The organism is Streptomyces sp. NPDC000878 (genome assembly GCF_053599695.1).
The window spans coordinates 1-22,893 of the sequence record NZ_JBSFMT010000064.1 but is presented as its reverse complement, the minus strand read 5'-3'; the positions used below and the strand labels follow the sequence as shown (position 1 = coordinate 22,893).

Here is a 22,893-nt window from a genome sequence, read left to right as displayed (position 1 = left end):
GTCCGCTGCCCCACGCAGGTCGCGAGTCGTGGTCATATCGCCACGACTGAAGTCGTGCTGCATCGCGGACTCCCCTCTGATCATGCGGCGGCCATGACACTGAGACGGCTGAGGATGGTGCTGAACTGGTGCACGGCCTGCAGGTCCGAGACCTCACCGGCGGTGCACCCGGGCGGCACCGGGATCCGGTTCACCCGACAGAAGTTGAGCTGCTTGACACTGGCCGGCTTGTTACGCCAGGGCGCGGCCCGGGTGGCAAGCCACCGGCTACCCATGGCCCGGGCCTGCTGCTCCAGCCACGCCTTGGCGTCCGCCAGGGGGAGCGGGATGTCGCGCTTGGGTCCGACGACACCGTTGTTAGCGTCGAACCGCCGCAGCCAGTACGTCCGGTCGGCCGGATTGCGGACCAGGAAGACGAATACTGCGTCCCCGACGGGTATGAACCACACCCCGTCGTCCGTCTTCAGCCAGCGCACCGACGAGCTGTGGAACAGGTCGATCTCCTCGACCTGGACGCGCGACAGGTCGACGAGGCGGCGGGTCTTCTCCTCGGCCTCGCGCACCGCCTCCCGCAGCGTCTGCTCCTCGTCCTGCATCACGACCTCGCGGCCGGTGAGGTCGACGATCGACGCCAGCTTGTGCCGGGTCGAGGCGCCCATCACGTCGAGGATCAGCGCATCCTTCTTGCCGTCGAACAGACGCAGGCCGCGTCCGGCCATCTGGCAGTACAGGCCAGCGGACTTCGTGGGGCGGGCGATGACGACGCACGACGTCCACGGGGCGTCGAACCCTTCCGTAAGGACCATGCAGTTTGTAAGGACCTGGACGGCCCCGGTCTTGTACTGGTCGAGGACGGCGGCGCGGTCATCCTTGGGCATCTCGCCCCAGATGGCGGCGGCCGGAATGCCTGCGGCGGTGAACGCCTCGGCCATCGACTGGGCGGTGGACACGGTCGGCGTGAAGACCACGCCGGGCCGGTCGCCCGCATGCTGCCGGTACGCCTCGGCAATGACCTTCGCCGCCCCGGAGTCGTCGAGGGCCTGACCAAGTTGACCGTCCTGCAGATCGCCCGCCCGGGTCTTCACGGAGTCCAAGTCGAGGCCATCAACGATGATGCGCTTGCCGCGGACGTCGCACAGGTAGCCGTCTTCGATCATCTCCAGGATGTCGAGGGTGAACACGACGTCCTGCCAGACGTCGGCGAGGCCTCCATCGGTGCGGGTCATGGTCGCGGTGAATCCTGCGACGGGCACGCCGCGCCACGCGCCGAAGTGCTCCAGGACCGTCATGTACGACTGTGCGGCGGCGTGGTGGCACTCGTCGACGATGACGAGGCCGATGTCCTCGATGGCCTTGCGGCGCCGTTCGACGGCCAGGGTTTGGATGCTGGCGACGATGACGTCCGCGTCCTGGTGCTCGTCGCGTTCGGCTTTGACGATGCCGACGCGCAGCTGCGGGCATACGGCGCGGATCTTCTCGGCTGCCTGGGCGAGGAGCTCTTCACGGTGGGCGATGACCAGGGCTCGCTGGCCGGCTGCTGCCAGGGCTGCGAGGCGGTCGTGGATGAGGTTGGCGAAGACGACGGTCTTCCCGGCGCCGGTGGGCAGTACGACGGCGAGCCGGTCGTGGGGCCCCTGCCAGCCGGCGGTGAGCGCCTTGATGGCGTCGACCTGGTACGGCCTCGGGGTGAACGTCTCGGGCATTTCACTCATGGCGGTCACCTCGGTTCGTGGTTGCGGGGTTCTGCGGGGATGCTGCGGGGATCTCTGCGGGGATGAGGCTGAGCATCCAAACCGGCTCTGAGCTGCGTCTAAGCGGGCTTTGCGGGAATCTGCGGAATGTTTGAGAGGTCTTCGCATATAGGGATCGGGAATCTTTTTGGTGACGCACTACGCCGTGTGTTGCGCATGGTGTGTGTGATGCGTCCCCTATATGGGTGAGGTGGAGCCACTCCCCGCAATTCCCCGCAACCCCGTAGACGTGCAGGTCGGAGCCGCTTTTTGCGTTGCGGGTAAACCCCGCGGATTGCGGGGTTTTCCTTGCCGCGGTCACCGCTCAGCCCGTCCGGTGCCCTTGTCGACGTGTTGCTCGACGCGCCAGGTGTTCTGCTTCAGGTGGCTGTCGTAGACCAGGACGACCTTGAGGTCCTCGAAGTAGCGGCCCTGTCGGGCCTTCAGCCAGTGGCCCAGCTGTTTGCCGGACGGCAGGTCGCCGTTGTGCAGCTGCGGCACCGTGTCTTTCAGGCCGAGCAGCGCCTTCGTGGTGACCGGATCGGTGCCGATCTTCTGGTGCCAGTCCGTCAGGAATGCCGCCCACTCCTGGGCTTCGTCGTCCAGCGCCGTGCTGGCCTCCCCGCGGTCGGCGAGCCAGCCGGGCACCTGCAGGTAGCCGAGGATTCCGGCGATGACGGACGCCCATGACGAGTAGTCGCCCATGCGGGTGTTGATGGTCTTGGCGCCGTCTGCGAGCCAGCCGCGAACCATGGTGACGAGGGCGGCGACGACGGTGGACGCGTTGTCAGCAAGCCATGCGCGGAGGTCGCCGACGGTGAAGTTGTCGCGCTGGTCGGGGTTCGGGCAGTCGGGGTCCAGGCGGACCCAGAGGGTGCGGCGTCCGTTGTCCCCACCGGTGCGGAGGTTGTTGCCGGTCAGGACCCACAGGCGGTCGTTCGGCATCGTGACGCTGCTCGTGCTGCCTAGGAGCCTGTCGCTCCAGGTGGCGCTCGTGACGAGGGACGACAGGATGGGGCTCTTGATGATGTGCCCGTTGGGCAGGTTGTCCATGGCGATGACTGGGTCGCCGCAGTCCCACATCTTTGCGGTGATGGCCTTGCGTAGCTCGGCGTCGTTCTCGGCCCAGGGGGTTTCGGCCAGTCCGTACAGGCGCCCGAACACGTCCTTCAGGAGGGTCTTGCCGGATGCCTGCGAGGTGCCGGTGATGACGACGAGCGGGGTCGGCCCCGGGACGTAGTGCCGGACGATAGGGGAGAGCAGGGCGCCGAGGTACTGGGCGCGGTCGGAGTTCGCGACGAACGGGAAGTCGGCGAGCATCTGGTCGAGGACGATGTCCTTGGCCCGCTCGACGGCCTCCTTCGACACCTGCGGCTGTAGGCGCCGGAGGGGCACGCGCGGGTGCATGTACAGGCCGGTGCCTCGGTCGTAGCCCGGCGCCTGTACGAGTGATCCGTCGGGCCGGACGACGGGCGAGGTGACGATTCCCCGCAGCGGCAGCAGCGGCCAGTCCTTGCGGCCGAGGATCGTGCCGCAGGTCTTCGGCATAAACAGTTCGCGGACTTCCTTGGTGCCCTCGGTGAGCGGGTCTTTGACGACTTGGTAGGTGGTGACGTGGTCGCCGAGGTAGGCGCGCAGGTTGTCGGTGCCCAGCTGCTTGACGAGCGGGTTGCCTTGGTCGTCCTCGTACACCCAGCACGGGCCGCTGGAGCGCTTGTACAGGTCGGGCAGTTGGTCGGCGCGCATGATGTCGAGCAGCCCGTCGATGGCGTCGGCTTCGTTGGTGATGTCCAGCTCGGGCCTGGCGGGGGCTACGACCCGGAGGTCCGGCCCAGCATCCGACGTCTCGTGTTCGTCCGGCACGGAGTCCGGGTCGACGGCGGACGAGCCGTCGGTGAAGTGGCCGGCTTGGCGCGGGACGGACCGAAGTCGCTCGCGAGGCGGCTCAGATCCGAACCCCTTGAGGCGCAACGCTGCGGCGGCCCGCTTGAACGCGTCGCTGGTGATGCTGCCTTCGGTGAGCAGCGTGTGTGCGGCGAACTTGTCGTAGGGCGTCTCGGACTCGAACGCCGTCGACGTGGTGAAGACGTACAGGCGATCGCGGTCCGAGGCGTGCCCGGTGGTGGCGGAGATGCCCTGGGGCTTGTCCTTGCGGCGCCAGTACGTCGTGCGGCCGCGAGTGAAGATGGGGTCGAACTCGTCGCCGATGATCTGGGGCCAGTCGGTCTTGTTCTCGAAGTCGTCGCCCGGCCGGACGTGCCCGGCGGGCAGTTCGCGCCTGGGTCGTGGGGCGGTCTTCGCCTTCTCGTCGTCGGGCATCGCGTCGTGCGCCTGGCAGAGGGCGTAGATCGCGTCGAGGTCTTCAGGTTCGACGACGGTCATGGTGGAGGGGCCGCCGGACATCCGGACATACGGCTTGCCGCTCGGGTGCGTAGGCCCGTGTGACGGAGCGACAACAACGAACCCGCCCTCGCCGCGCGTCTCGGCAAGAACCCGCACGATCTTCGAGTTGGGCCGCTCCCGGAGCCGCTGCCGCTCCTGGTCGGTGTACTCATCCTCGCGGGCGGGGCGGGATGCGAGCTTCCGATTCCCGGCGGCGGGCCTGCCCTTGACGATGACCTTGAAGTGGACGCCGCCGGACGGGGACCGGTCGGCCCAGCCGGTGGTGACGGCCTTCCAGAGTTCGCCGAGTCCGGAGTTCTCAGCGAGCTCGGTGACCTCATCGAGGAGTCCCTCCTCGATGGCGCGGCCTTCGAACTCGATGAGTTCGACGTTCCCGGAGACGGCGCCGGTGACGACGCCGATACCGGTACGCCGCCCGTCTCCGAACCAGTCGTCATGCTCCTCCGGTGTGGACCTGTTGACCTTGTAGGGGGTCCAGGAACGGACGTCGGGGGCTTTCGTCCCGTCGGCCTTGACGGGGAGAACGCACAGGCCGGCGTCGTGCAGCTCGCGGGCGGAAACCCGGAGGTCGGGGGTCTGCTCGTCGTTCACGAACACTGCTCCTGGCGGAAGACGGGCCAGCCGGGGCCGGGCTGGGGTTCGGGCTTGCCCTGGAGGGCGGCCGGGGTGTGGAGCGGGCAGCGGTGGCCGATGACGTACAGGCGGATGCTGTCGACGGCCCGGCAGTGCCGCCGTTCGGCGCCGCTCCAGTGGCCGCACTCGGGGAGCTGCATATCGCGGGCCGGGCGGCCGGGGGTGTCGCTGCCCCCGGCCGTCACGGTGTTCTGCTGAGTGCTCACGCACACCGGCCGAGGTACGCGGCGCGGGCGCGGACCAGTTCGGCGTGCCGCACGTGCATGGCGGCGACTCGCTGCTCGAAGTGGTCGATCACGGCGGCGAGGCCGTCGGGGTCGAGGTCTTCGAGGAAGTGGTCTCCGATGACCTCGACGGCGGCGTGCGGGACGCGGCGGGCCGGATTCTCGTGGAAGGGACTTACTTGGATCAGCGTGCTGAGGACGGCGGTCGGGGCACTGTCGTCGCCACAGAAGACGGGGAGGCCGGTCTGGTTCTCGTCGTCATGGTTGGTGCACGACAGGTCCGCCGCGAAGTTGGGGATTTCCGCGTCCCCCTTGTGGCGGTGGTCGCAGCCGACCATGCAGGTGATAGGGAGCGATGCGCCCGTGTCGATCTCGGGCGCCGTCCATGTAGGCGGCTGCTCGTTGGCGACCGGCTTGGTGGCGGCCTCGTAGGCGAGAGCGAGGGCGACGCTGTCCGCGATCTTCTTGTGCTGTTCGGTGGCCTGCGCGATGACCTGGCCCGCGGTGACCACCTGAAGGTCACCGAGGGTGGGGTCGCTGCTGGCGAGCAGCATGGGCTGGCCGGTTTCGAGGTCGTTCATGACCTCGACGAGCCAGAAGGTGCTGAGGCTCTGCTCTCTCGGGGCAGGCGACGCAGTCGGCGCCTCGGGTTGTGCTTGAATTGCCATGAGGACGTTCTCTTTCCGGCGGCGGCGCTAATGGGGTGGCTAGACCCCGGGCGTCGCCGTCTTGCTGGTTAGCGCTGGTGGATGAGGCTGTTCTCGTCAGACGGGGCCGGGTGGCTAGACCTGGCCCCGTCGCTGTTCTCCGGGGTGACGTGCAGGACCCGGAGAAGGTCCTGCGTGATGACGCGGTAGGCCTTACCGGCGCGGACCAGCGCGCATGGAAACTCGCCCTTCTGGGCGAGCTCGTAGGCGGTGGTGCGGCCGAGACCGAAGGCGCGTCCGCCGGTGACGATGTCTACCGTGGCCGGGAGGGCCAGGAGGTCGTCGCGGGTGAGCGGGCTTGCCATGGGTTCCTCCATGGGACGGACGGTCCGGCATGATGCGGGACTGCCCAGTAGCGTTCATGACTGCCGCGTAGTACGTTTACGTCGTGCCCCGTACTACGTTGAGTTGGACGCTATCAGAGAATCCGGGGAGTGTGTGATACGTGAGCAAAGATTTCCGTACCACTGCATCGGCTGGTGGGGCTTCCCATCGCGTGCCGAGGGTCCGCCTCGCTGACGACGTTGCGGTCGTTGACGAGGAATGGATCAGGTACAGCACCCTCGGCGACCTGGCGGAACTCCAAGATGAGTTCTATCTCCGCGTCCTCAAGGACTACGACGCCGATTCCTCGCTCGATGAGATCGCCGACCTGGTTCGCACTTACGGACAGCTATGCCTCGACGATTACGTCGAGTGGGATGGCGGTTGGATGGGCAACTGGGAGCAGCGTTCGATCGCCACCGAGTCTCGGTTCCGGTACAAGGAGAAGTACAAAAAAGATCTCCTACTGCCCGACAGCCTGGTGAACCTCTGGGAAGGCAGGCCTCACCTCGACACCTTCAGGTTCTTGCGTGACGGATGGATCGTTGCGTCGGCCACAGGGGATCTGGCCGACTATCACCGCCTATTCGAGGGCCTCCCCCACGCAGGATCGCTGGAAGAAACGGTGAGGGACTGGGTCAATGGACTCAATAAGGCGCTTGGCGTAGCACACCCCAGGATTGAGCATCCGCTTGCACATGAAGAGGGGGCCACCCTGTATGGGGCGTCTTGCCTGCAGCTGTACAACCACATCACCGAGCAGGCGCAGTACAAGATCTGTGCCAATGAGGCATGCGGCCAGATCTTTGTCCGACAGCAAGGGCGCTCGGGTGGGCAACAGCGCAAGAGTGAAGGCGTCAAGTACTGCTCCAGCAAGTGCGCGCGGGCGCAAGCGCAGCGCGAGCTCCGGCGCCGACGAGCGGAGCCGGCATCCGACGAGGTGATCTTGGAGGCTCAGCGCGAAGAGAGCCGCACGATGACAATGCTGGCTCTTGCTGGCGCCCGTGAATCGCAAGGAACGCTGCCCCTTGGGGGGCTGCTGAGGAGCAAGCGCTTCGAGCTTGGGATCGACGACCGCGCCGTCCGGCGTAAAGCTGGCGTCGCTGCTCCGGTGTTGGTGGCGATCGAGGCAGATGACTTCAGGCGCTACGAGGGACAATCGGTTCACATGGTTCGCTGGATTACCGCGCTGGCCAATCTGTATGGCATGGATCATAAAGAATTGGTGGCTCGCTACACGGCGGACGAATTGCTACGGCTGACTCGCTAGCGAAAAAGGATTGACCCATGCCCAGTTCCCGCCGCGCGGGCGGAATCAGCAAGCGGTGCGAGTGCCGTGGCCCGGACGGCAAGCTGCTCAGCAACGCGTGCCCGCAGCTGACGAAGAAGAACCACGGCGCCTATGCCGTCCGGCAGGAGCTCCCGCCGACCGCTGAGGGCACCCGCCGCACCTTCCGTCGCACCGGCTACGCCAAGGTCACCGACGCGCAGAGCGACCTCTCGAAGCTTCAGGGGATCCTTGACCTGCCCGGCGACGACGAGGACGCCGCCCGCCGTGTCGGCGACCTGCTCCAGGACGTGATGCGCCGGCGCCTCGACGTTCCCGAGCCGGTCGAGGTGTCCCGCAAGCTCGGCGTCGGCGTCCCGCTGGACGGCAAGACGCTCGTCGGCGACTGGCTCGACCAGGTCATGGCCAAGAAGGCGACCCGCACCACCACGAACCACGGCTACGAGAGCCACATCCGCGTCCACCTCAAGCCCGCCATCGGGCACCTGCGCCTGGACCGGCTCGGCGTCGGCCACGTGCAGGACATGTTCGACGCGATCGACGACCGCAACGACCTGATAGCTGCAGAGAACGCCGCGCGCCGCGAGCAGGTCGCGCGCTCCAAGAGAGGGAAGCCCGGGGCGCCGAAGGCTGCTGAACGGGCGAAGCTCGCCGCCGAGCGGGCGAAGCTCGCAGAGATGCCGCCGTTCCGCCGGATCACCGGCCCTGCGACGAAGCAGGCGATCAGGCGCACGCTCCGTATGGCGCTGAACAAGGCGATCGCCGGGCAGCTCATCACCTTCAACGCCGCGCAGCACGTCGAGCTGGCGCCGGCCGCCCGGCCGAAGGGCCTGCTGTGGACGGACGAGCGGGTCGCGCGCTGGAGGGAGACCGGTGCGAAGCCATCCCCAGTGATGGTGTGGAACCCTGCCCAGCTCGGCGCGTTCCTCGACGAGGCCGAGGGCGACCGCCTGTACGCCTTCTTCCACCTGATCGCCCATCACGGCCTGCGCCGCGGCGAGGGCGTGGGCCAGGACTGGGCGAACTTCAGCGCGGCGAGGAAGACGATCCTTGTGGCTACCGAGATCGTGGTCGACGGGTGGACGCCGATCGAGACGACTCCCAAGACGCAGGACTCTGCGTCCACGGTGAAGATCGACGCGGGCACGGTCGCCGTCCTCGAAGAGCACCGCGCCCGGCAGCGGGCAGAGCGCGACGCCTGGAACGCGCGGGCCGCCGCTGAGCGGGAGCAGGGCAAGGACACGCCGGACTGGGCGGACACCGGCAAGATATTCACGACCGAGTCCGGGGAGTGGCTGCACCCGGACGTGGTGAGCAAGGCGTTCAAGCGGATCATGCTGGCGGCCGATCTGCCGCCCATCAACCTGCGCGACCTGAGGCACGGCGCGGCGGCGCTCGTGAAGGCCGGCGGCGGGGACATGAACGACGCGAAGGTGAAGCTGCGGCACTCGACCTACGTGCTCACCGTCGACACGTACATGGAGCTGTTCGAGGAGTACGAGGAAGAGCTGACGGAGAAGGCGGCGGCGTCCGTGCCGCGCGCTCGGCGGGGTACGAGCGAGCCCCCGGCTCCGGGCGGCACTGACAATGGGCAGGGTTCGGCGTAGAGTTGAGTGGAACGGATGAGGCCTCGTCACCCCAGGTGGCGGGGCCTTTCTGCTGGCCCGCTGCTGGCCCGAACGCTCCGGAACTAGTCGACAGCTACCGGCATAGGGCGACACGAGGACGAGTGAGGGACGGCACCGAAAGTCCCGTTGACCAGCATGTATCGACTGACCCCGGCATAGTGTGACAGTCGCCGGAATTAGACGGTCCGTCAGGTCCAGAGACTTTTAATCCATTGGTTGTGGGTTCGAGTCCCACAGGGTCTACGGTCGCGGGTCGGGGATACCCCATTTGACCTGCGGTGCAGCGCCTGGTTCGGCTTTGGTCGGGGCAGGCGCTGTGGTGTTTTCAGGTGCTGTGGTGTGGTGCGGGGGCTTCCGGGAAGTCCGGCTGTTCGGGGCCGTGCGGGATGTCGATGCGCTCCTCGCCGGTGCGCAGGGCGCGAAGGATGACCCTGGCGACGTACTCGGGGGTGTGTGCGACCAGGCCGGGCGGCACGTTGGCGCTGTCGCGGAAGATTCCGTCGCCGAAGTCGGTCGCGGTGACGGACGGCAGGATCAGGGAGACGTCGATGCCGTCGGCGGCCAGTTCCTGGCGGGCCACGGCGCTGAGCATGTTCACCGCCGACTTGGACGCCGTGTAGGCGCCGATCCCGGGCGACGGGAACGCGGTCGCGCCGGAGCTGATGTTGACGATGCGGCCCCCCTTCTGACGTCTCATCACCGGAAGCACCGCCTGGATCGTCGCGAGGACGCCGACCACATGCAGCTCCAACAGGCGGGAGTACGCGCCGAGATCGACCTGCTCCAGCGGGCCGTGGAGACTGGCCCCGGCGTTGTTGACGAGGCCGTCGACCCGGCCGTGCCGTCGCGTCGTGGCGTCCACCAGGGCCCGTACCTGGGCGAGGTCGGTCAGGTCGGTCGGGACGGCGAGGGCGTCGTCCAGTTCGGCGCCGAGGGCCTTCAGGCGGTCGGCCCGGCGGGCCGCCAGCACCGGCAGCGCGCCGACGCCGTGCAGCAGCCGGGCGGTCGCCTCGCCGATGCCGGACGAGGCTCCGGTGACGATGATCACGCGGTCGGACAGGTCCTGAGCCTGATCAGGATCAGGATCAGGATCAGGATCAGGCTCCGTGGTCGTCTGGTCCGCGTTCGTCTGGTCCATGGTCATAGGTGTGTTCCTCGCCTGGTCCTGAGGGGTTTCGGTCAGTCAACCCGTCGTCCTCGCCGTCCTTAAGGTCCGATCCGGGCGCGATTGATACCGTGGAGGTATGGGTGACCTGGAGGTCCGGCAGCTGCGTTACTTCGTCGCCGTCGCCGAGGAACTCCACTTCGGGCGGGCCGCCGAGCGCCTCGGTATGACACAGCCGCCGCTGTCCCGTGCCGTCCGGGAACTGGAACGGCAGTTGGACGTACGGCTGCTGGAGCGCACCACGCGCCAGGTCACGCTCACCCCCGCCGGGGAGGTGCTGCTGCGTGAGGCCCGTACCGCGATCCAGGCGGTCGGCGCGGCCGGCCGGCGGGCCCAGCACGCCGGGCGGACCGAACCCGGGCTGCGCCTCGCGATGAAGCCCGACTACGACGGCGGACTGCTGCCGGAGATCCTCGCCGCGTACGCGTGCGATGCGGCGGCTCTTCCGGTGGAACTCGTGCTGAGCGGGTGGGGCGAGCAGCTGCCGGCGCTGCACGACGGCAGTGCGGACGTGGCCCTGCTGCCGATCCCCTTCGACGAGCGGGGTGTGGACGTCGAGCCGCTGCTGACCGAGCCCCGGCTGCTCGCCCTGGCGGCGGACGATCCCCTGGCCGCCCGTCCGACCCTGCGCGTGGCCGACCTGGCCGGCCGGATCCTGCCCGACGGTACGCCCGTACCCGCCGACCGGGGCTATCTTCCGCCGACCTCCTTCGACGCCGGCCAGGCGGCCCAAGGTGGCCGTGAGGGGCAGAGCCGACCGGCCATGCCCGGGGTGCGGTCGGGCCGGCTGGACCTGGCGCAGATCGTGAGCCTGATCGAGCTGGGCCGCATGATCTGGTTTCCGCCCGAGTCCGTCGCGCGGCGCCATCCACGGCCCGGCATCGCCTACCGGACCGTCGACGACCTCCCGCCGCTCACCCTCGTCCTGGCCTGGCCCCGTGAGTCACGGTCACCGGCCGTCGCCGCGTTCCTCCGGGCGGCGACGGATGTCGCGGCGGCTGCCTGTCCGGCCGGCCGGCCGTAGCGTCGGCCGGCCGTAGCGCGCTGCTCGCGTGCGGCTGGCTCAGCCCGGCCGGGTGCCCGTCCAACCGTCGGACGGCCGTGGCGCTGCTCGTGTGTGGCTGGCTCAGCCCGGCCGGGTGCCCGTCCAACCGTCGGACGGCCGTGGCGCTGCTCGTGTGTGGCGGGTTCAGCCTGGCCAGGCGCCTGTCAGGCGCCGGACGACGGTCGCCGGCCGGCGCCGCGTTCGTCCGGGTGGCGACGGGTGTTGCGGCGGCGGCTGCCTGTCCAGTCGGCCGACCGTAGCGCCCGCCGCTCGTGTGCGGCGGTTCAGCCCGGCCAACTGCCCGTCAACCGCCGGACGGCCGTGGCGCCGCCGCGGTCCACGGCTGCCTTGACGCCGGCGAAGACCGCGCCCTGGAGGACGGCCGCGGACAGGATCTCGCCCCAGCCGCGGTGCTCGTCGGTGGCGTGGGGGGCGCGCTCCTCCTGTGCGAGCCGTTTCCAGGCCTGCTGGAACAGCGCGCCGGCCAGGACGCCACCGAGGGCGCCCATGGCCATGCCGACCGGTTTGTAGGGGACCTTCGAGGCTTTCACCGGCGCTTCCTCGACCGGCGGACGAGCAGCAGCGCCACGATCGCGCCCACGACGACCAGCTGGCCGCGGTTGGCGCGCGCCGCCCGCATGCCCTGGCTCGCCTTCTCGCGTACCGGTTCCGAGGTCTTGTCCCGGGCCACTTCCGCGACGTGCACGGCCTTGTCGCGGACCTGCTCGGTGGCTGTCGAGGCTTTCTCGCGGACCTGCTCGGTGGCCGTCGTGGCCTTCTCGCGGACCTGCTCGGTCGCCGCCGCGGCCTTGGCGCGTACCGGTCCGGGGGTCCTGTCCTGCATGGCCTGGGCCGCGTGCGTGGCCTTGTCCCGGAGCTGGGACGTGACCTGGGTGGTCTTCTCGGCGACCTGCTGCCTGACGGCCGCCGACTTCTCCTGGGCCCGGGCCTTGACGTCGGTCTTCGCCTCGGGCGCCTCGGCGGTCTTGCCGAGTTCCTCGCGGGGCGCCTCCACCCGGATGCGCAGTTCCTCGGGGGAAGGGGGCGTCGCCCCGTCGTACGGCTGTGACTTGTCCTCGGTCATCGCTGTGCCCTCTCCTCGATCGTGGCCACTCGGCCCCGACGCTGTCGATCGCGGCCACATCGGCCCTGACGCTGTCCACGGTCCGCTCGGGCGCCGCCGGGGATGCCCTGCCGAACCGCTGCTTCCCGCCGAGCACCGCCATCAGCGCGGTGACGGCGGTCAGGGCGGTCAGGACACCTGTGCGTTCCTCGGATCGGCTGTGCGGGTACCCCCGGATCCCCGCCTCACCCCGCCGCGTTGGCGGGCCAGTTCCGCGTCGCACTCCAGGCCCAGCAGGATCGCCAGATTGGTGATCCACAGCCAGATCAGGAAGATGATCACGCCGGCGAAGGTGCCGTAAGTCCTGTTGTACGAGGCGAAGTTCGCCAGATACACCGCGAACCCTCCGGAGGCGGCCATCCAGATCGCCAGCGCCAGGAAGCTGCCCGGTGTGATCCAGCGGAAGCCGCGGCCCTTCGGGTGCGGTGCCGCCCAGTACAGGATCGCGATCATGACCGTGACCACCACCGCCAGCCCCGGCCACTTCGCGACCGACCACACCGCGAGCGCCGTGTCGCCGAACCCCAGTGCGGTGCCGACCTGTTGGGCCAGGTCGCCGGTGAACACGACGGTCACCGCGCTGACCACGGCGAGGACCATCAGGGCCAACGTCACGCCGACGCGGACCGGCAGCACCTTCCACATCGGACGGCCCTTCGGGACGTCGTAGATCGTGTTGGCGCTCCGGATGAACGCGGCGACATAGCCCGAGGCCGACCACACCGCGATGAGCACGCTCAAGGCCGCCATGACCGAGCCGATTCCCGTGGTGCCCTCCATCTGCGACACCACGTCGTGCAGGACCTCCCGGGCCGAACCCGGGGCCAGGCTCTGGATGTTGTCCAGCACCCGTTGCGACGCCGACCGCCCCATGAGCCCGAGCACGGAGATCAGCAGCATCAGCGCCGGGAACAGCGCCAGGATGCCGTAGTACGTCAACGCCGCGGCCCGGTCGGTCAGTTCGTCCTTCGTGAACTCCCTCGCGGTGCCTTTCAGCACCGTCCACCAGGAGTGCCCGCGCGGGACCGGGGGAGTCTCCGGCCCGGCCCCGGGCGTCTCGTAGGCCGCCCCGACCTCGCCGTCCCTGCTGCCCCCGTCGTCCCCGTAGCGCCTGCCGTCTTCGTCGTGTCCGTCATGGCGTCCGCGCCGTTTCAGCATCCGTGGCATTCCGTACAGATATCCGGCCGAGCGGCACTCATACCCGTACGCGGGCGGCAGTCAGTCCACGCTCAGCCCACGCTCAGCTCGCTGAGGCCGCCCAACTCGCCCAGCGGCAGCGTGTGGTGGGTCTGCAGGACCTTCGCGCGGAGGTAGCGGACGTTCGCCGGAGTGGTGAACACGCCTGTGGGGACGCGGTCTTGGACGTCCATGCCCAGGGTCCGGAGCTGGTTCGCCTTGTCCGGGTTGTTGGAGAGGAGGTCCAACGACGTGATGTCCAGGGCCCGGAGCATCTGGGCCGCCGCCGTGTAGTCGCGGGCGTCCTCGGGGAGGCCCAGCGCGGCGTTCGCGGCGTACGTGTCGAGGCCCTCGTCCTGGAGGGCGTACGCGTCGAGCTTGTTGTAGAGGCCGATGCCCCGGCCCTCCTGGCGGAGGTAGAGCAGCACGCCGCCGTGCTCGGCTATGCGCTCGACGGCCTCGCGCAGCTGCGGGCCGCAGTCGCAGCGGGCCGAGCCGAAGACATCGCCCGTGAGGCACTCGGAGTGCAGCCGGACGAGCGGGGTGGTGCCGGGCGCCGGTTCGCCGAGGACCATCGCCACGTGCTCCAGGCCGTCGGCCAGGCCGTGGAAGGTGACCAGTTCGGTGTCGACGCTGTAGCCGTCGTGGAAGCGCAGCGGCACCCGGACGCGGGAGCGCTGGGTGGCGGCGGGGAAGTCGGGCATGCGGGTCTCCCGGGTGGTCCTTGATCCTCTAACCTCAGATCTGTTTCAGTTTTGAAGCAGATCCTCACTCGAAGGGTGACCCTACCTCATGTTTCAAAGTTAAAGCAACGGAGTTTCGGCGTCACGGAGCCGCGGACCGGCGCAGCCACGGCAGGCCCTCCGGCGACGGCGCCGACTCCGTCCCGTCCCCCTGCAGCGCCCGCTCGACGCCCGTGCAGATCTCCTCCAGCTGGCCCACCTGCTCCGGGGTCAGATGGTCGAAGAGGGACGCGCGGACCGTGGCGACATGGCCCGGGGCGGTGCGTTCCAGCACCGCCATGCCCTCGTCGGTCAGCGCGGCGACGGTGCCCCGCTTGTCCCACCGGCAGGCCTCACGCCGTACGTGACCGTCCTTCTCCAGCCGTGCCACCGCGTACGTCAGCCGGCTGCGCGTGATCTTCAGTTTCTCGGCGAGATCGGTCATCCGCAGCCGCCGCTCGGGCGTTTCGGAGAGGTACGCCAGGATCGTGTAATAGAGGTGCGGCATCCCGGCGTCCTGCTGGAGCTGCCGGTCGAGCGCGTCCTCCAGGAGCAGGGAGGCCCCGACGTACGCGCGCCACGCGCGCTGCTCCTCGGGGGTGAGCCAGCGGGTCGTCATGCCACCAGTGTAGGTTTGTTTAAAACTTGAACCAACCGGTACCGGAAGAAGTACGCGAAGCAATACTCGAAGTACGCGAAGAAAGTGCGCCCATGCCCCTCCCCCACGTCCTGTTGTCCGCCGCCGTCTCCCTCGACGGCCACCTGGACGACACCGGCCCCGAACGGCTGCTGCTCTCCAGCCCCGCCGACTTCGACCGGGTCGACGAGGTACGGGCGTCCAGCGACGCGATCCTCATCGGCGCCGGCACCATCCGCGCCGACAACCCGCGCCTCCTGGTCAACTCGCCCGAGCGGCGGGCCGCGCGGCTGGCGGCGGGCAAGCCGGAATACCCGCTCAAGGTGACGGTGAGCGGCTCGGGGGAGCTGGACCCGGCCGCCAACTTCTGGCACACGGGCGGCGAGAAGGTCGTCTACACGACGGACAAGGGCGCCGACCGGGCCCGGGAGGTGGGCCTCGGTGCCGATGTCGACATCGTCGCCCTGGGACCCGGCCCCCTCGACTGGCGGGCCCTTCTCGAACACCTGCACGACGTGCGAGGCGTACGGCGTCTCATGGTCGAGGGCGGCGGCACCGTCCACACCCAGCTCCTCCAGCAGGGCCTCGCCGACGAACTCCAGCTCGTCCTCGCGCCCCTCTTCGTCGGCGCCCCCGACGCCCCCCGCCTCTTCGGCCCCGGCGCCTACCAGGGCGGCCGGCTCCGGCTGACCGAGACCCGGCGGATCGAGGACGTCGTCCTCATGCGGTACGAGCCCACCGCCCCCGGCACCGGCCCGCTCCCCGTCGCCGCCGACCGGCACTGGCTGGCACTGGCGTGTGAACTGGCCGAGCGGTGTCCGCCGTCGCGCACGGCGTTCAGCGTCGGCGCGGTGGTGGTCGCCGCCGACGGTACGGAGCTGGCGCGCGGGCACTCCCGGGAGGGCGGCGACCCGGTCGTGCACGCCGAGGAGGCGGCCCTCGCCAAGCTCGACCCGGCCGACCCCCGGCTCCCGACGGCCACCGTCTACAGCAGCCTCGAACCCTGCGCCCGCCGCGCCTCCCGCCCCGCGCCCTGCGCCCGGCTGATCCTCGACGCGGGCGTCCGCCGGGTGGTGACCGCCTGGCGCGAGCCGGACACCTTCGTGGTCGCGGCGGACGGGAGTGGGCTGCTCACGGGCGAGGGCGTCGAGGTCGTCGTCCTCCCGGAGTACGAGGAGCGGGCCAAGGCGCCCAACGCCCACCTGCCCGGCTGATGCTCAATCGCGGTGATCAACCGTCGTGATCAACCGTGGTGATCGGGGTCCCGCGGATGGCGTATAGTTGTGTTCAGCGGCGCGGGGTGGAGCAGCTCGGTAGCTCGCTGGGCTCATAACCCAGAGGTCGCAGGTTCAAATCCTGTCCCCGCTACTGAAGGCCCAGGGCCGGAAACCAGGAAACTGGTTTCCGGCCCTGAGTCGTTTCCAGGCCCCCCTTTTTTCCGGCCCGTCCCGCCCTTTTCGCGGGCCCGCCCCACCCTTCTCCTTTAGCCCGGTCGGTCCACCCGGCTCGCCCGCCGTACCCGTTCCCGGAAATCTGAGCGGGACGAACCTGAACGGGACGGGGCGGGTGATCCGGCGGGAGACGAGACGAGTGGCGCGGTCGGGAGAGCCGGGAGGGACGGGATCGCCGGAAGAGGCGGTGGTGGTCTCCCGGGTGCGGACCCTCGTGCGCGTCCTGCCCGCGCTCCTGATCGTCGCCGGGATCGTCTACGACTACGCCACCCCGCACGACTTCACCGCGGTCCCCTTCTTCACCGCCGCCCCGCTCATCGCCGCCCCGCTCTCCTCGCTGCGCACCACGGCCGTCACCGGCGCTGCCGCGCTCCTCGCCGAGTACCTGGTCCACGTCCGCTTCGAGTTCTCCTCGGACGCCGACACCCTCACCGAGACGGTCACCGTGGCCACGGTCGCCGTCCTGGCCGTCGTCATCAACCGCGTCGTACGCCGGGGCGACCGCCGCCTCGCCACGGCCCACGAGATCGCCGAGGCCGCGCAGCGCGCCGTACTGCCCGAACCGGACGCGCACATCGGCGGGTTCGAGATCGCCGCCCGGTACGAGGCCGCCCAGGAGGGTGCCTTCATCGGCGGCGACCTTTACGCCGTGCAGGAGACCCCGTACGGCGTGCGGCTCGTCCTCGGGGACGTGCGGGGCAAGGGGATGGGGGCCGTGGCGGCCGTCGCCGTCGTCATCGGGGCGTTCCGGGAGGCCGCCGAGCAGGAGGCGACCTTGGAGGCGGTCGCCCAGCGGCTGGAGCGGGCCCTCGCGCGCGAGGCCGCCCGGCGCGGCGGTCTGGAGATCACCGAGGGCTTCGCCACCGCCGTACTCGCCGAACTCCCGCACGGCGACGGGATCGTCCGCATCGTCAACCGCGGCCACCCCCCGCCCCTGCTGCTCACCGCCGACGGCACCCTGCGCGTCCTCAGCCCGTCCGAAGCCGCGCTTCCGCTCGGCATGGGCGACCTCGGCGGCGCGCCCGACCGTGCCGAGACGACGCCTTTTCCCGGCGGCGCGGCGCTGCTCCTGCACACCGACGGGCTGTCCGAGGCCCGCGACGGGCACGGCGTCTTCTTCGATCCGGCGGCCCGGCTCACGGGCCGCGTCTTCCGCGACCCGGCCGCCCTCCTCGCCGCCCTCGCCGACGAGGTGCGCCGGCACTCGGGCGGCGGCACGACGGACGACATGGCGCTGCTCGCCGTGAGACGACCCTGAGAGCGATTGTCATCGGTTGTCGTCGGTTGTCACCGGCCGTGAGTGAACGATCCCGCTCCGCATAACATCTGACACACAGTCAAAACTCAGGAGTCACTTACGGCATGGTCAACTCGCCCGATTTTCACCGGTGCTGGCCTAGAAAGTCCTCGGGAAAAGGATTAACGATCAACGGGAACGGCTTGGAATCCGGGGCCCTGGTCTATTAACGTTCGATAACGCAGCGCGGTTGTCCCAGCCGTCACAAGAGTCGGCTCCGTGCGCACGCGCCGAATCCCGCGAGGGAACCGGGGAACCACCAACTTGGGGTGAATCGCTCGTCCGCCGCCGTGGCAACACGGCAGGTATACGCGCGTAGGAGACCTTCCTGCTCCGAACCCGTCAGCTAACCCGGTAGGCGAGAAGGAAGGAAAGGAGCACGCCCACGTGGCGTCAAACCCGGCCGCCCCAGAGGCCCCGTTCGTACCGAGTCAGCGCAGCAGCGAGACCGAGGCCGGCAAGATCCCGACCTTCGGCTTCGGCAGCCGTCGCACCGACGAGGGCCCTTGGGAGGAGTGGAATCCCAGCGCGGACACCACTCGTCCGGTTCGCGGCCGGCACCGCGTCGGCAAGCAGCGCGGCGGCGGAGGACTCGCCCGCAGCTCCACCGTTCTCGGCGTCGGTGTCATAGCCGCCGTCGGCGGGGCCGGCATGGCCACCGCACAGACCGGCAAGCCGCCCGTCTCCATCTCCATCCCCGACCTGCCCTCCGTCGGCTCGCCCTTCGCGGGCGACGACGACTCGAAGGACGAGCCCCAGGGCTCCCCCAACGCGCTCAGCAGCGTCGGCGTCACCTCCGAGGAGACCGAGCAGGGCACCAGCGACGCGGGTGAGGCCCTGCGCGCCCGCATCATCCTCCAGGCCGAGCAGCAGAAGGACCAGGCCGAGGCCAAGGTCCAGCAGGCCGCCCAGGACGCCGCCGCGAAGAAGGCCGCCGACGAGGCCGCCAAGGTGAAGCGCGAGGCCGCCGCGAAGGCCGCCGCCGCGAAGAAGAAGGCCGCCGAGGAAGCCGCGGCGAAGCTGGAGGCCGCGCGGCTCGCCGAGCTGGCCAAGCAGTACACGTTGCCGACCTCCTCATACACGATCACCTCGACGTTCGGCCAGGCCGGCTCGCTGTGGTCCTCCGGCTACCACACCGGCCTCGACTTCGCCGCTCCCACAGGTACCCCGCTCAAGGCCGTCCACACCGGCACGATCACCGAGGCGGGCTGGAGCGGCTCCTACGGCTACCGCACGATCCTCACCCTCGAGGACGGCACCGAGATCTGGTACGCCCACCAGTCCTCGATCAACGTCAGCGTCGGCCAGAAGGTCAACACGGGTGACGTGATCGGCCGAGTCGGCGCCACGGGCAACGTCACCGGGGCCCACCTCCACATGGAGGTCCACACCAGCAGCTCGGACACCGCGGGGATCGACCCGATGGCGTGGCTGCGGAGCATGGGCCTCAACCCGTAAGACAGACGTTGCTCGATAGGCAGACGTTGCTCGATTCCGACTGATCCCGACTGATTCCGGCGTTCACACGATGTTCGTGAACCGCCGGAATCAGTGCGTCCGGGTCGGGCGTTGACAAGGAGCATGACTACTCCTGCTCTGCGCAAGCTCGGATCATCGGACCTGGAGGTCTTCCCCCTCGCCCTCGGCGGCAACGTCTTCGGCTGGACCGCCGACGAGAAGGCGTCCTTCGAGGTGCTCGACGCCTACGCCGCCGCCGGCGGCAACTTCCTCGACACCGCCGACTCCTACTCGGCGTGGATCGACGGTAACCAGGGCGGCGAGTCCGAGACCATCATCGGCAAGTGGATCAAGTCGCGCGGCAACCGCGCAGACGTCGTCGTCGCCACGAAGGTCAGCCAGCACCCCGACTTCCCCGGCCTCTCGGCCGCCAACATCAAGGCCGCCGCCGACGCCTCCCTCCGCCGTCTCGACACCGACCACATCGACCTCTACTTCACGCACTTCGACAGGCCCGAGGTGCCCGTCGAGGAGATCATCGGCGCCCTCGACGAACTCGTGACCGCAGGCAAGGTGCGGCACATCGCCGTCTCCAACATCTCGCCGGAGCGGCTCCAGGAGTCCCTGGACTTCTCCGACCGCGAGGGCCTGGCCAAGTACGTGGCCATCCAGCCCCACTACAACCTGGTCTCCCGCGACACGTACGAGGGCGCGCTGCAGGACATCGCCTCCCGTACGGGCCTCGCCACCGTCCCGTACTACGCGCTGGCCTCCGGCTTCCTCACGGGCAAGTACCGCCCCGGTGCGACGGTCGAGGGCGCGCGTGCGGCGGCCGGCGCCGGCAAGCAGGGGGAGACGGAACGCGGCCGGAAGGTCCTGGCCGCCCTGGACGAGATCGCCGCGGCCCGCGGTGCGGCCGTCGCCACGGTCGCCCTGGCCTGGCTCGCCGCCCAGCCGACGGTGACGGCCCCGATCGCCTCCGCCCGCACGGTGGAGCAGCTCCCGCCGCTGGTCGCGCTGGCAGAACTGGAACTGACGGAGACGGAGGTCGCGAGCCTCACGACGGCTTCGGCGTGAGCGGCACGTGACGGCTGAGCCTGACGCCTGACGGCTGCGGGTGCGTTGTGGCTGGTCGCGCCGGCTTGGCGTTGCCGTGCCCTCGTCTGTCGGTGGGGGCGTGGTGTGTGTGCGGCTGGCTGCGTGGCGGGGCTTGATGGTGGGGGCTCGTCGTGTGGGGTACGGCGGGCGGCTTCGGGCTGCGGTGTCCTCGTCTGCCGGTCAGGGCGCGTGGTGCGTGCGGCTGGGCTGTGTGGCGGGGAGGGGGGCGGGCGTCGAGGTGGCCCCCGGCCTGTGGCGGGGCGCGGGAGGGGCTTGACGGCGGGGCCCGTCGCGTGGGTTGCGGTGGCTTCGTCTGCCGGTGAGGGGGCGTGGTGCGGGCGGTCGGCCGGCTGGCCGGCCGCATGGCGGGGGAGGGCGTCAACGCCGCGCCGCGCCCCGCCATGCGCCCCCCCCAGCCGTGATCCGGGCGGCAGGCTCAGGAGCGGTACGGGTTGTAGACCGCCGGGTACGGCGTCGTCGGCCCGTACCCCTGCTGGCCGTACTGCTGGACGTACGGCTGCTGTACGTAGGGCTGTTGCGCGTACGGCTGTTGCCCGTACGTCGGCCAGATGACCGGCGGGGCCACCAGTACCGGAGCCGGGGCGATGGTGCGTGCCGCGTGGTCCAGGGCCGGGCGGGCCACCGCCCTGCGCTCCCACAGCGCGCCCAGCAGCTCCTGCTCGCGGACGACGAAGTCGGCGCGCGCCCGGCCGAGGCGCCCTCGGTGGCGCAGGAACGCGAGTGAGGTGGCGTACGCCTCGTACTGCGCCACCGCACGCGCCGCCTGCCTGCCCAGATGGCGGCGGGCGTACTCACGGGCGAGGCGGCGGGCGCGCATCGAGCCGAGGGCGTACGGCTCGGCCGGGGCCAGCCAGCCGGCCTGCGCGTACGCCGGCAACTCGGCGCGGACGGTGCGCAGCTCGCGCTGCCGGGTCCAGATGACCAGCCAGGTCAGCAGCCCGAACGCGGGCACCATGAACGCGGCGTACACCGCGAAGAACCCGTACTCCCCGAAGGACGACGAGCCGTTCCAGAAGGCGTGCATGCTCATCGCGAGCAGCAGCCCGGACAGCGGCAGCAGCACCCGGCGGACGTGCTGGCGCTCGCCCGACAGCGCGGAGATGCCGAAACCGATGCCGGTGAGGACCGTGAACAGGGGGTGCGCGAACGGCGACATGATGACGCGCACGAAGAAGGTCGCCGCGGTGACCGAGGCGATACCGCTGTCCCCGGTCAGCTGGTCGGTGCCGAAGGCGGTGCCGAGATAGAGGATGTTCTCGGTGAAGGCGAAGCCGGTCGCGGTGACCCCGGCGATGACGACGCCGTCGACGATCCCGGTGAAGTCGCGCCGCCGGAAGAGAAAGATGAGCAGTACGGCGGCTGCTTTCGCGGACTCCTCGACGATGGGCGCTATGACGGTCGCCCCGAGGGTGTCCGCGCTGGACGGGTCGGCGGTGGCGGTCGCTATCCATCTCGTCGCGAAGCTGTTGGCGACGATCGCTATCAGGGCCGCCGCGCAGGCGCCCCAGGCGAACGAGAAGACCAGGTTCCGCCAGGGCCCCGGCTCGACCCGGTCCAGCCACCGGAACGCGGCCACGAGCAACGGCACGGGGAACACGGCGAGCCCGAGCCCGACCAGGAACCCCTCGGTGCCGGTCTGTTCGCGGACGAGAGCGAGGATGACGAGCCCGGAGAGCGCGAGCAGACTGGTCAGGGCGCCGTACCGCACCCACTTCCGCTGCCACCAGTGAGCGTGCCGCAGCGTTCCGCCGACGGGGCCGTCGGTGGGGCCGCTGGGGTGCGTCGGGTACGGGGGAAAGGTGGCCACGGCATTGACCCTAACGGCCGGTGCGTTACGAGTGCTGGCGCTCGTGTTCTGCGGGGGTTGGGGCTCGTGCTCTACGACTGCTGTACGCGGCGGAACAGCAGGTCGTTCACGACATGTCCCTTCTCCAGTCCCTGGCCCTCGAAACGGGTCAGTGGCCGGAACTCCGGACGTGGCGAGTAACCGCCCCCGGGCAGGGTGTTCTCGAACTCCGGGTGCGCGTCGAGCACTTCGAGCATCTGCTCGGCGTACGGCTCCCAGTCGGTCGCGCAGTGCACGAGCGCGCCGGCGCGCAGTCTGCGGGCGACGAGATCAAGAAACTCGGCCTGAATCAGCCGCCGCTTGTGGTGGCGCTTCTTGGGCCAGGGGTCGGGGAAGTAGACGCGCAGGCCGTCGAGAGACTCTGGGGTGAGCATCTCGCGGAGCAGGATGATGGCGTCCCCGTTGGCGACGCGGATGTTGGTCAGGCCCTGCTGGTCGGCGAGATTGAGCAGGTTGCCCTGTCCAGGGGTGTGCACGTCGACGGCGAGAATGTTGGTGCCGGGATCGGCGGCGGCCATCTGCGCGGTGGCCTCCCCCATCCCGAACCCGATCTCGAGTACGACGGGCAGGTCGTCCCCGAACAGCTCGCCGAGCCGGAGGGCGTGGCCGTCGATGTCGAGGCCCCACTTGGGCCACAGCCGCCGCAGGGCATCACCCTGCCCGGCGGTGACCCGGCTCCGCCGGGGCTGAAAGCTCCTGATCCGCCGCTCGAAATGCGACCCGGCGGGATCGGCCTGCGGCCCGCCGGGGAAGCGGGGGGTGCCCTTGGGGCGAGAAAAGTCAGACACAGTGGCCCCAATTTACCGCCAGGTTTTCTTCGCCCCCGCCGCCCCTACCCGTCCCATCCTCGGGGGCTCCGCCCCCGAACCCCCGTATCGCGCTGAACGCGCTCGTCCTCAAACGCCGGACGGGCTGAC

Annotated in this window: 20 protein-coding genes, 1 tRNA gene and 1 riboswitch; of the genes, 8 read left to right on the top strand and 13 right to left on the bottom strand. The window is 69.8% G+C overall.

Annotation, left to right across the window (positions count from 1 at the left end; all coding sequences use genetic code 11):
• Positions 1 to 80: 80 nt before the first annotated feature.
• The 5 genes from ACWDR4_RS38100 to ACWDR4_RS38080 all read right to left on the bottom strand — a co-directional run bounded on the left by ACWDR4_RS38100 (position 81) and on the right by ACWDR4_RS38080 (position 6,002).
• Positions 81 to 1,712, bottom strand: coding sequence for a DEAD/DEAH box helicase (locus ACWDR4_RS38100; RefSeq protein WP_450415323.1), 1,632 nt, complete (start codon positions 1,710 to 1,712; stop codon positions 81 to 83).
• Between the two features lie 336 nt (positions 1,713 to 2,048).
• A complete protein-coding gene (locus ACWDR4_RS38095; protein WP_450415321.1) occupies positions 2,049 to 4,724 on the bottom strand; it encodes a bifunctional DNA primase/polymerase in 2,676 nt (891 codons plus the stop codon).
• A complete protein-coding gene (locus ACWDR4_RS38090) occupies positions 4,721 to 4,972 on the bottom strand; it encodes a hypothetical protein (RefSeq protein WP_450415319.1) in 252 nt (83 codons plus the stop codon). The genes ACWDR4_RS38095 and ACWDR4_RS38090 overlap by 4 nt, the downstream gene beginning before the upstream one ends.
• Positions 4,969 to 5,658 carry a DUF6907 domain-containing protein gene (locus tag ACWDR4_RS38085; RefSeq protein WP_450415318.1) on the bottom strand — a complete coding sequence of 230 codons (690 nt, stop codon included), beginning with the start codon at positions 5,656 to 5,658 and terminating at the stop codon, positions 4,969 to 4,971. The genes ACWDR4_RS38090 and ACWDR4_RS38085 overlap by 4 nt, the downstream gene beginning before the upstream one ends.
• Before the next feature lie 68 nt (positions 5,659 to 5,726).
• On the bottom strand, positions 5,727 to 6,002 hold the full coding sequence (locus ACWDR4_RS38080) for a DNA-binding protein (protein ID WP_450415317.1): 276 nt from the start codon (positions 6,000 to 6,002) through the stop codon (positions 5,727 to 5,729).
• 140 nt (positions 6,003 to 6,142) lie between these two features.
• Here ACWDR4_RS38080 and ACWDR4_RS38075 point away from each other — a divergent pair, with 140 nt between their 5' ends.
• Both ACWDR4_RS38075 and ACWDR4_RS38070 read left to right on the top strand, forming a co-directional pair.
• Positions 6,143 to 7,291 carry a helix-turn-helix domain-containing protein gene (locus ACWDR4_RS38075; protein ID WP_450415315.1) on the top strand — a complete coding sequence of 383 codons (1,149 nt, stop codon included), beginning with the start codon at positions 6,143 to 6,145 and terminating at the stop codon, positions 7,289 to 7,291.
• 17 nt (positions 7,292 to 7,308) lie between these two features.
• Positions 7,309 to 8,916: a tyrosine-type recombinase/integrase gene (locus tag ACWDR4_RS38070; protein ID WP_450415314.1), complete on the top strand. Its 1,608-nt coding sequence runs from the start codon at positions 7,309 to 7,311 to the stop codon at positions 8,914 to 8,916.
• Positions 8,917 to 9,262: 346 nt separating this feature from the next.
• Here the strand turns inward: ACWDR4_RS38070 and ACWDR4_RS38065 are convergent, their stop codons facing one another.
• Complete coding sequence (locus tag ACWDR4_RS38065) at positions 9,263 to 10,081, bottom strand: SDR family NAD(P)-dependent oxidoreductase (RefSeq protein ID WP_450415312.1); 819 nt, start codon at positions 10,079 to 10,081, stop codon at positions 9,263 to 9,265.
• 100 nt (positions 10,082 to 10,181) lie between these two features.
• Here ACWDR4_RS38065 and ACWDR4_RS38060 point away from each other — a divergent pair, with 100 nt between their 5' ends.
• Positions 10,182 to 11,126: a LysR family transcriptional regulator gene (locus tag ACWDR4_RS38060; RefSeq protein ID WP_450415310.1), complete on the top strand. Its 945-nt coding sequence runs from the start codon at positions 10,182 to 10,184 to the stop codon at positions 11,124 to 11,126.
• A 305-nt stretch (positions 11,127 to 11,431) separates the two neighbouring features.
• Here the strand turns inward: ACWDR4_RS38060 and ACWDR4_RS38055 are convergent, their stop codons facing one another.
• The 5 genes from ACWDR4_RS38055 to ACWDR4_RS38035 all read right to left on the bottom strand — a co-directional run bounded on the left by ACWDR4_RS38055 (position 11,432) and on the right by ACWDR4_RS38035 (position 14,787).
• On the bottom strand, positions 11,432 to 11,698 hold the full coding sequence (locus ACWDR4_RS38055) for a DUF4235 domain-containing protein (RefSeq protein ID WP_450415308.1): 267 nt from the start codon (positions 11,696 to 11,698) through the stop codon (positions 11,432 to 11,434).
• A complete protein-coding gene (locus tag ACWDR4_RS38050) occupies positions 11,695 to 12,231 on the bottom strand; it encodes a DUF3618 domain-containing protein (protein WP_450415307.1) in 537 nt (178 codons plus the stop codon). Before ACWDR4_RS38050 ends, ACWDR4_RS38055 begins: the two co-directional genes overlap by 4 nt.
• A gap of 168 nt (positions 12,232 to 12,399) precedes the next feature.
• Entirely contained in the window at positions 12,400 to 13,428 is a 1,029-nt protein-coding gene (locus ACWDR4_RS38045; RefSeq protein ID WP_450415306.1) for a YihY/virulence factor BrkB family protein, read from the bottom strand.
• 71 nt (positions 13,429 to 13,499) lie between these two features.
• Positions 13,500 to 14,150, bottom strand: a complete 651-nt coding sequence (locus ACWDR4_RS38040) for a GTP cyclohydrolase II (protein ID WP_450415304.1) — start codon at positions 14,148 to 14,150, stop codon at positions 13,500 to 13,502.
• A 121-nt stretch (positions 14,151 to 14,271) separates the two neighbouring features.
• Positions 14,272 to 14,787: a MarR family winged helix-turn-helix transcriptional regulator gene (locus tag ACWDR4_RS38035; protein ID WP_450415302.1), complete on the bottom strand. Its 516-nt coding sequence runs from the start codon at positions 14,785 to 14,787 to the stop codon at positions 14,272 to 14,274.
• 92 nt (positions 14,788 to 14,879) lie between these two features.
• Between ACWDR4_RS38035 and ACWDR4_RS38030 the strand changes: the two genes are divergently transcribed.
• The 5 genes from ACWDR4_RS38030 to ACWDR4_RS38010 all read left to right on the top strand — a co-directional run bounded on the left by ACWDR4_RS38030 (position 14,880) and on the right by ACWDR4_RS38010 (position 20,088).
• Positions 14,880 to 16,019: a dihydrofolate reductase family protein gene (locus tag ACWDR4_RS38030; protein WP_450415301.1), complete on the top strand. Its 1,140-nt coding sequence runs from the start codon at positions 14,880 to 14,882 to the stop codon at positions 16,017 to 16,019.
• Positions 16,020 to 16,099: 80 nt separating this feature from the next.
• Positions 16,100 to 16,173: transfer RNA gene (locus ACWDR4_RS38025), tRNA-Met, on the top strand.
• 180 nt (positions 16,174 to 16,353) lie between these two features.
• Entirely contained in the window at positions 16,354 to 17,514 is a 1,161-nt protein-coding gene (locus tag ACWDR4_RS38020; protein WP_450415409.1) for a PP2C family protein-serine/threonine phosphatase, read from the top strand.
• 257 nt (positions 17,515 to 17,771) lie between these two features.
• A riboswitch (cyclic di-AMP (ydaO/yuaA leader) is annotated at positions 17,772 to 17,929 on the top strand.
• Positions 17,930 to 17,940: 11 nt separating this feature from the next.
• Complete coding sequence (locus ACWDR4_RS38015) at positions 17,941 to 19,011, top strand: M23 family metallopeptidase (RefSeq protein WP_450415299.1); 1,071 nt, start codon at positions 17,941 to 17,943, stop codon at positions 19,009 to 19,011.
• Positions 19,012 to 19,134: 123 nt separating this feature from the next.
• Positions 19,135 to 20,088 (top strand): aldo/keto reductase, encoded by a 954-nt coding sequence (locus tag ACWDR4_RS38010; protein ID WP_450415298.1) that lies wholly within the window; start codon positions 19,135 to 19,137, stop codon positions 20,086 to 20,088.
• A gap of 457 nt (positions 20,089 to 20,545) precedes the next feature.
• Here the strand turns inward: ACWDR4_RS38010 and ACWDR4_RS38005 are convergent, their stop codons facing one another.
• Positions 20,546 to 21,937, bottom strand: a complete 1,392-nt coding sequence (locus ACWDR4_RS38005) for a PrsW family glutamic-type intramembrane protease (RefSeq protein WP_450415296.1) — start codon at positions 21,935 to 21,937, stop codon at positions 20,546 to 20,548.
• A 71-nt stretch (positions 21,938 to 22,008) separates the two neighbouring features.
• Entirely contained in the window at positions 22,009 to 22,764 is a 756-nt protein-coding gene (gene trmB / locus ACWDR4_RS38000; protein ID WP_450415295.1) for a tRNA (guanosine(46)-N7)-methyltransferase TrmB, read from the bottom strand.
• Between the last annotated feature and the right edge of the window lie 129 nt (positions 22,765 to 22,893).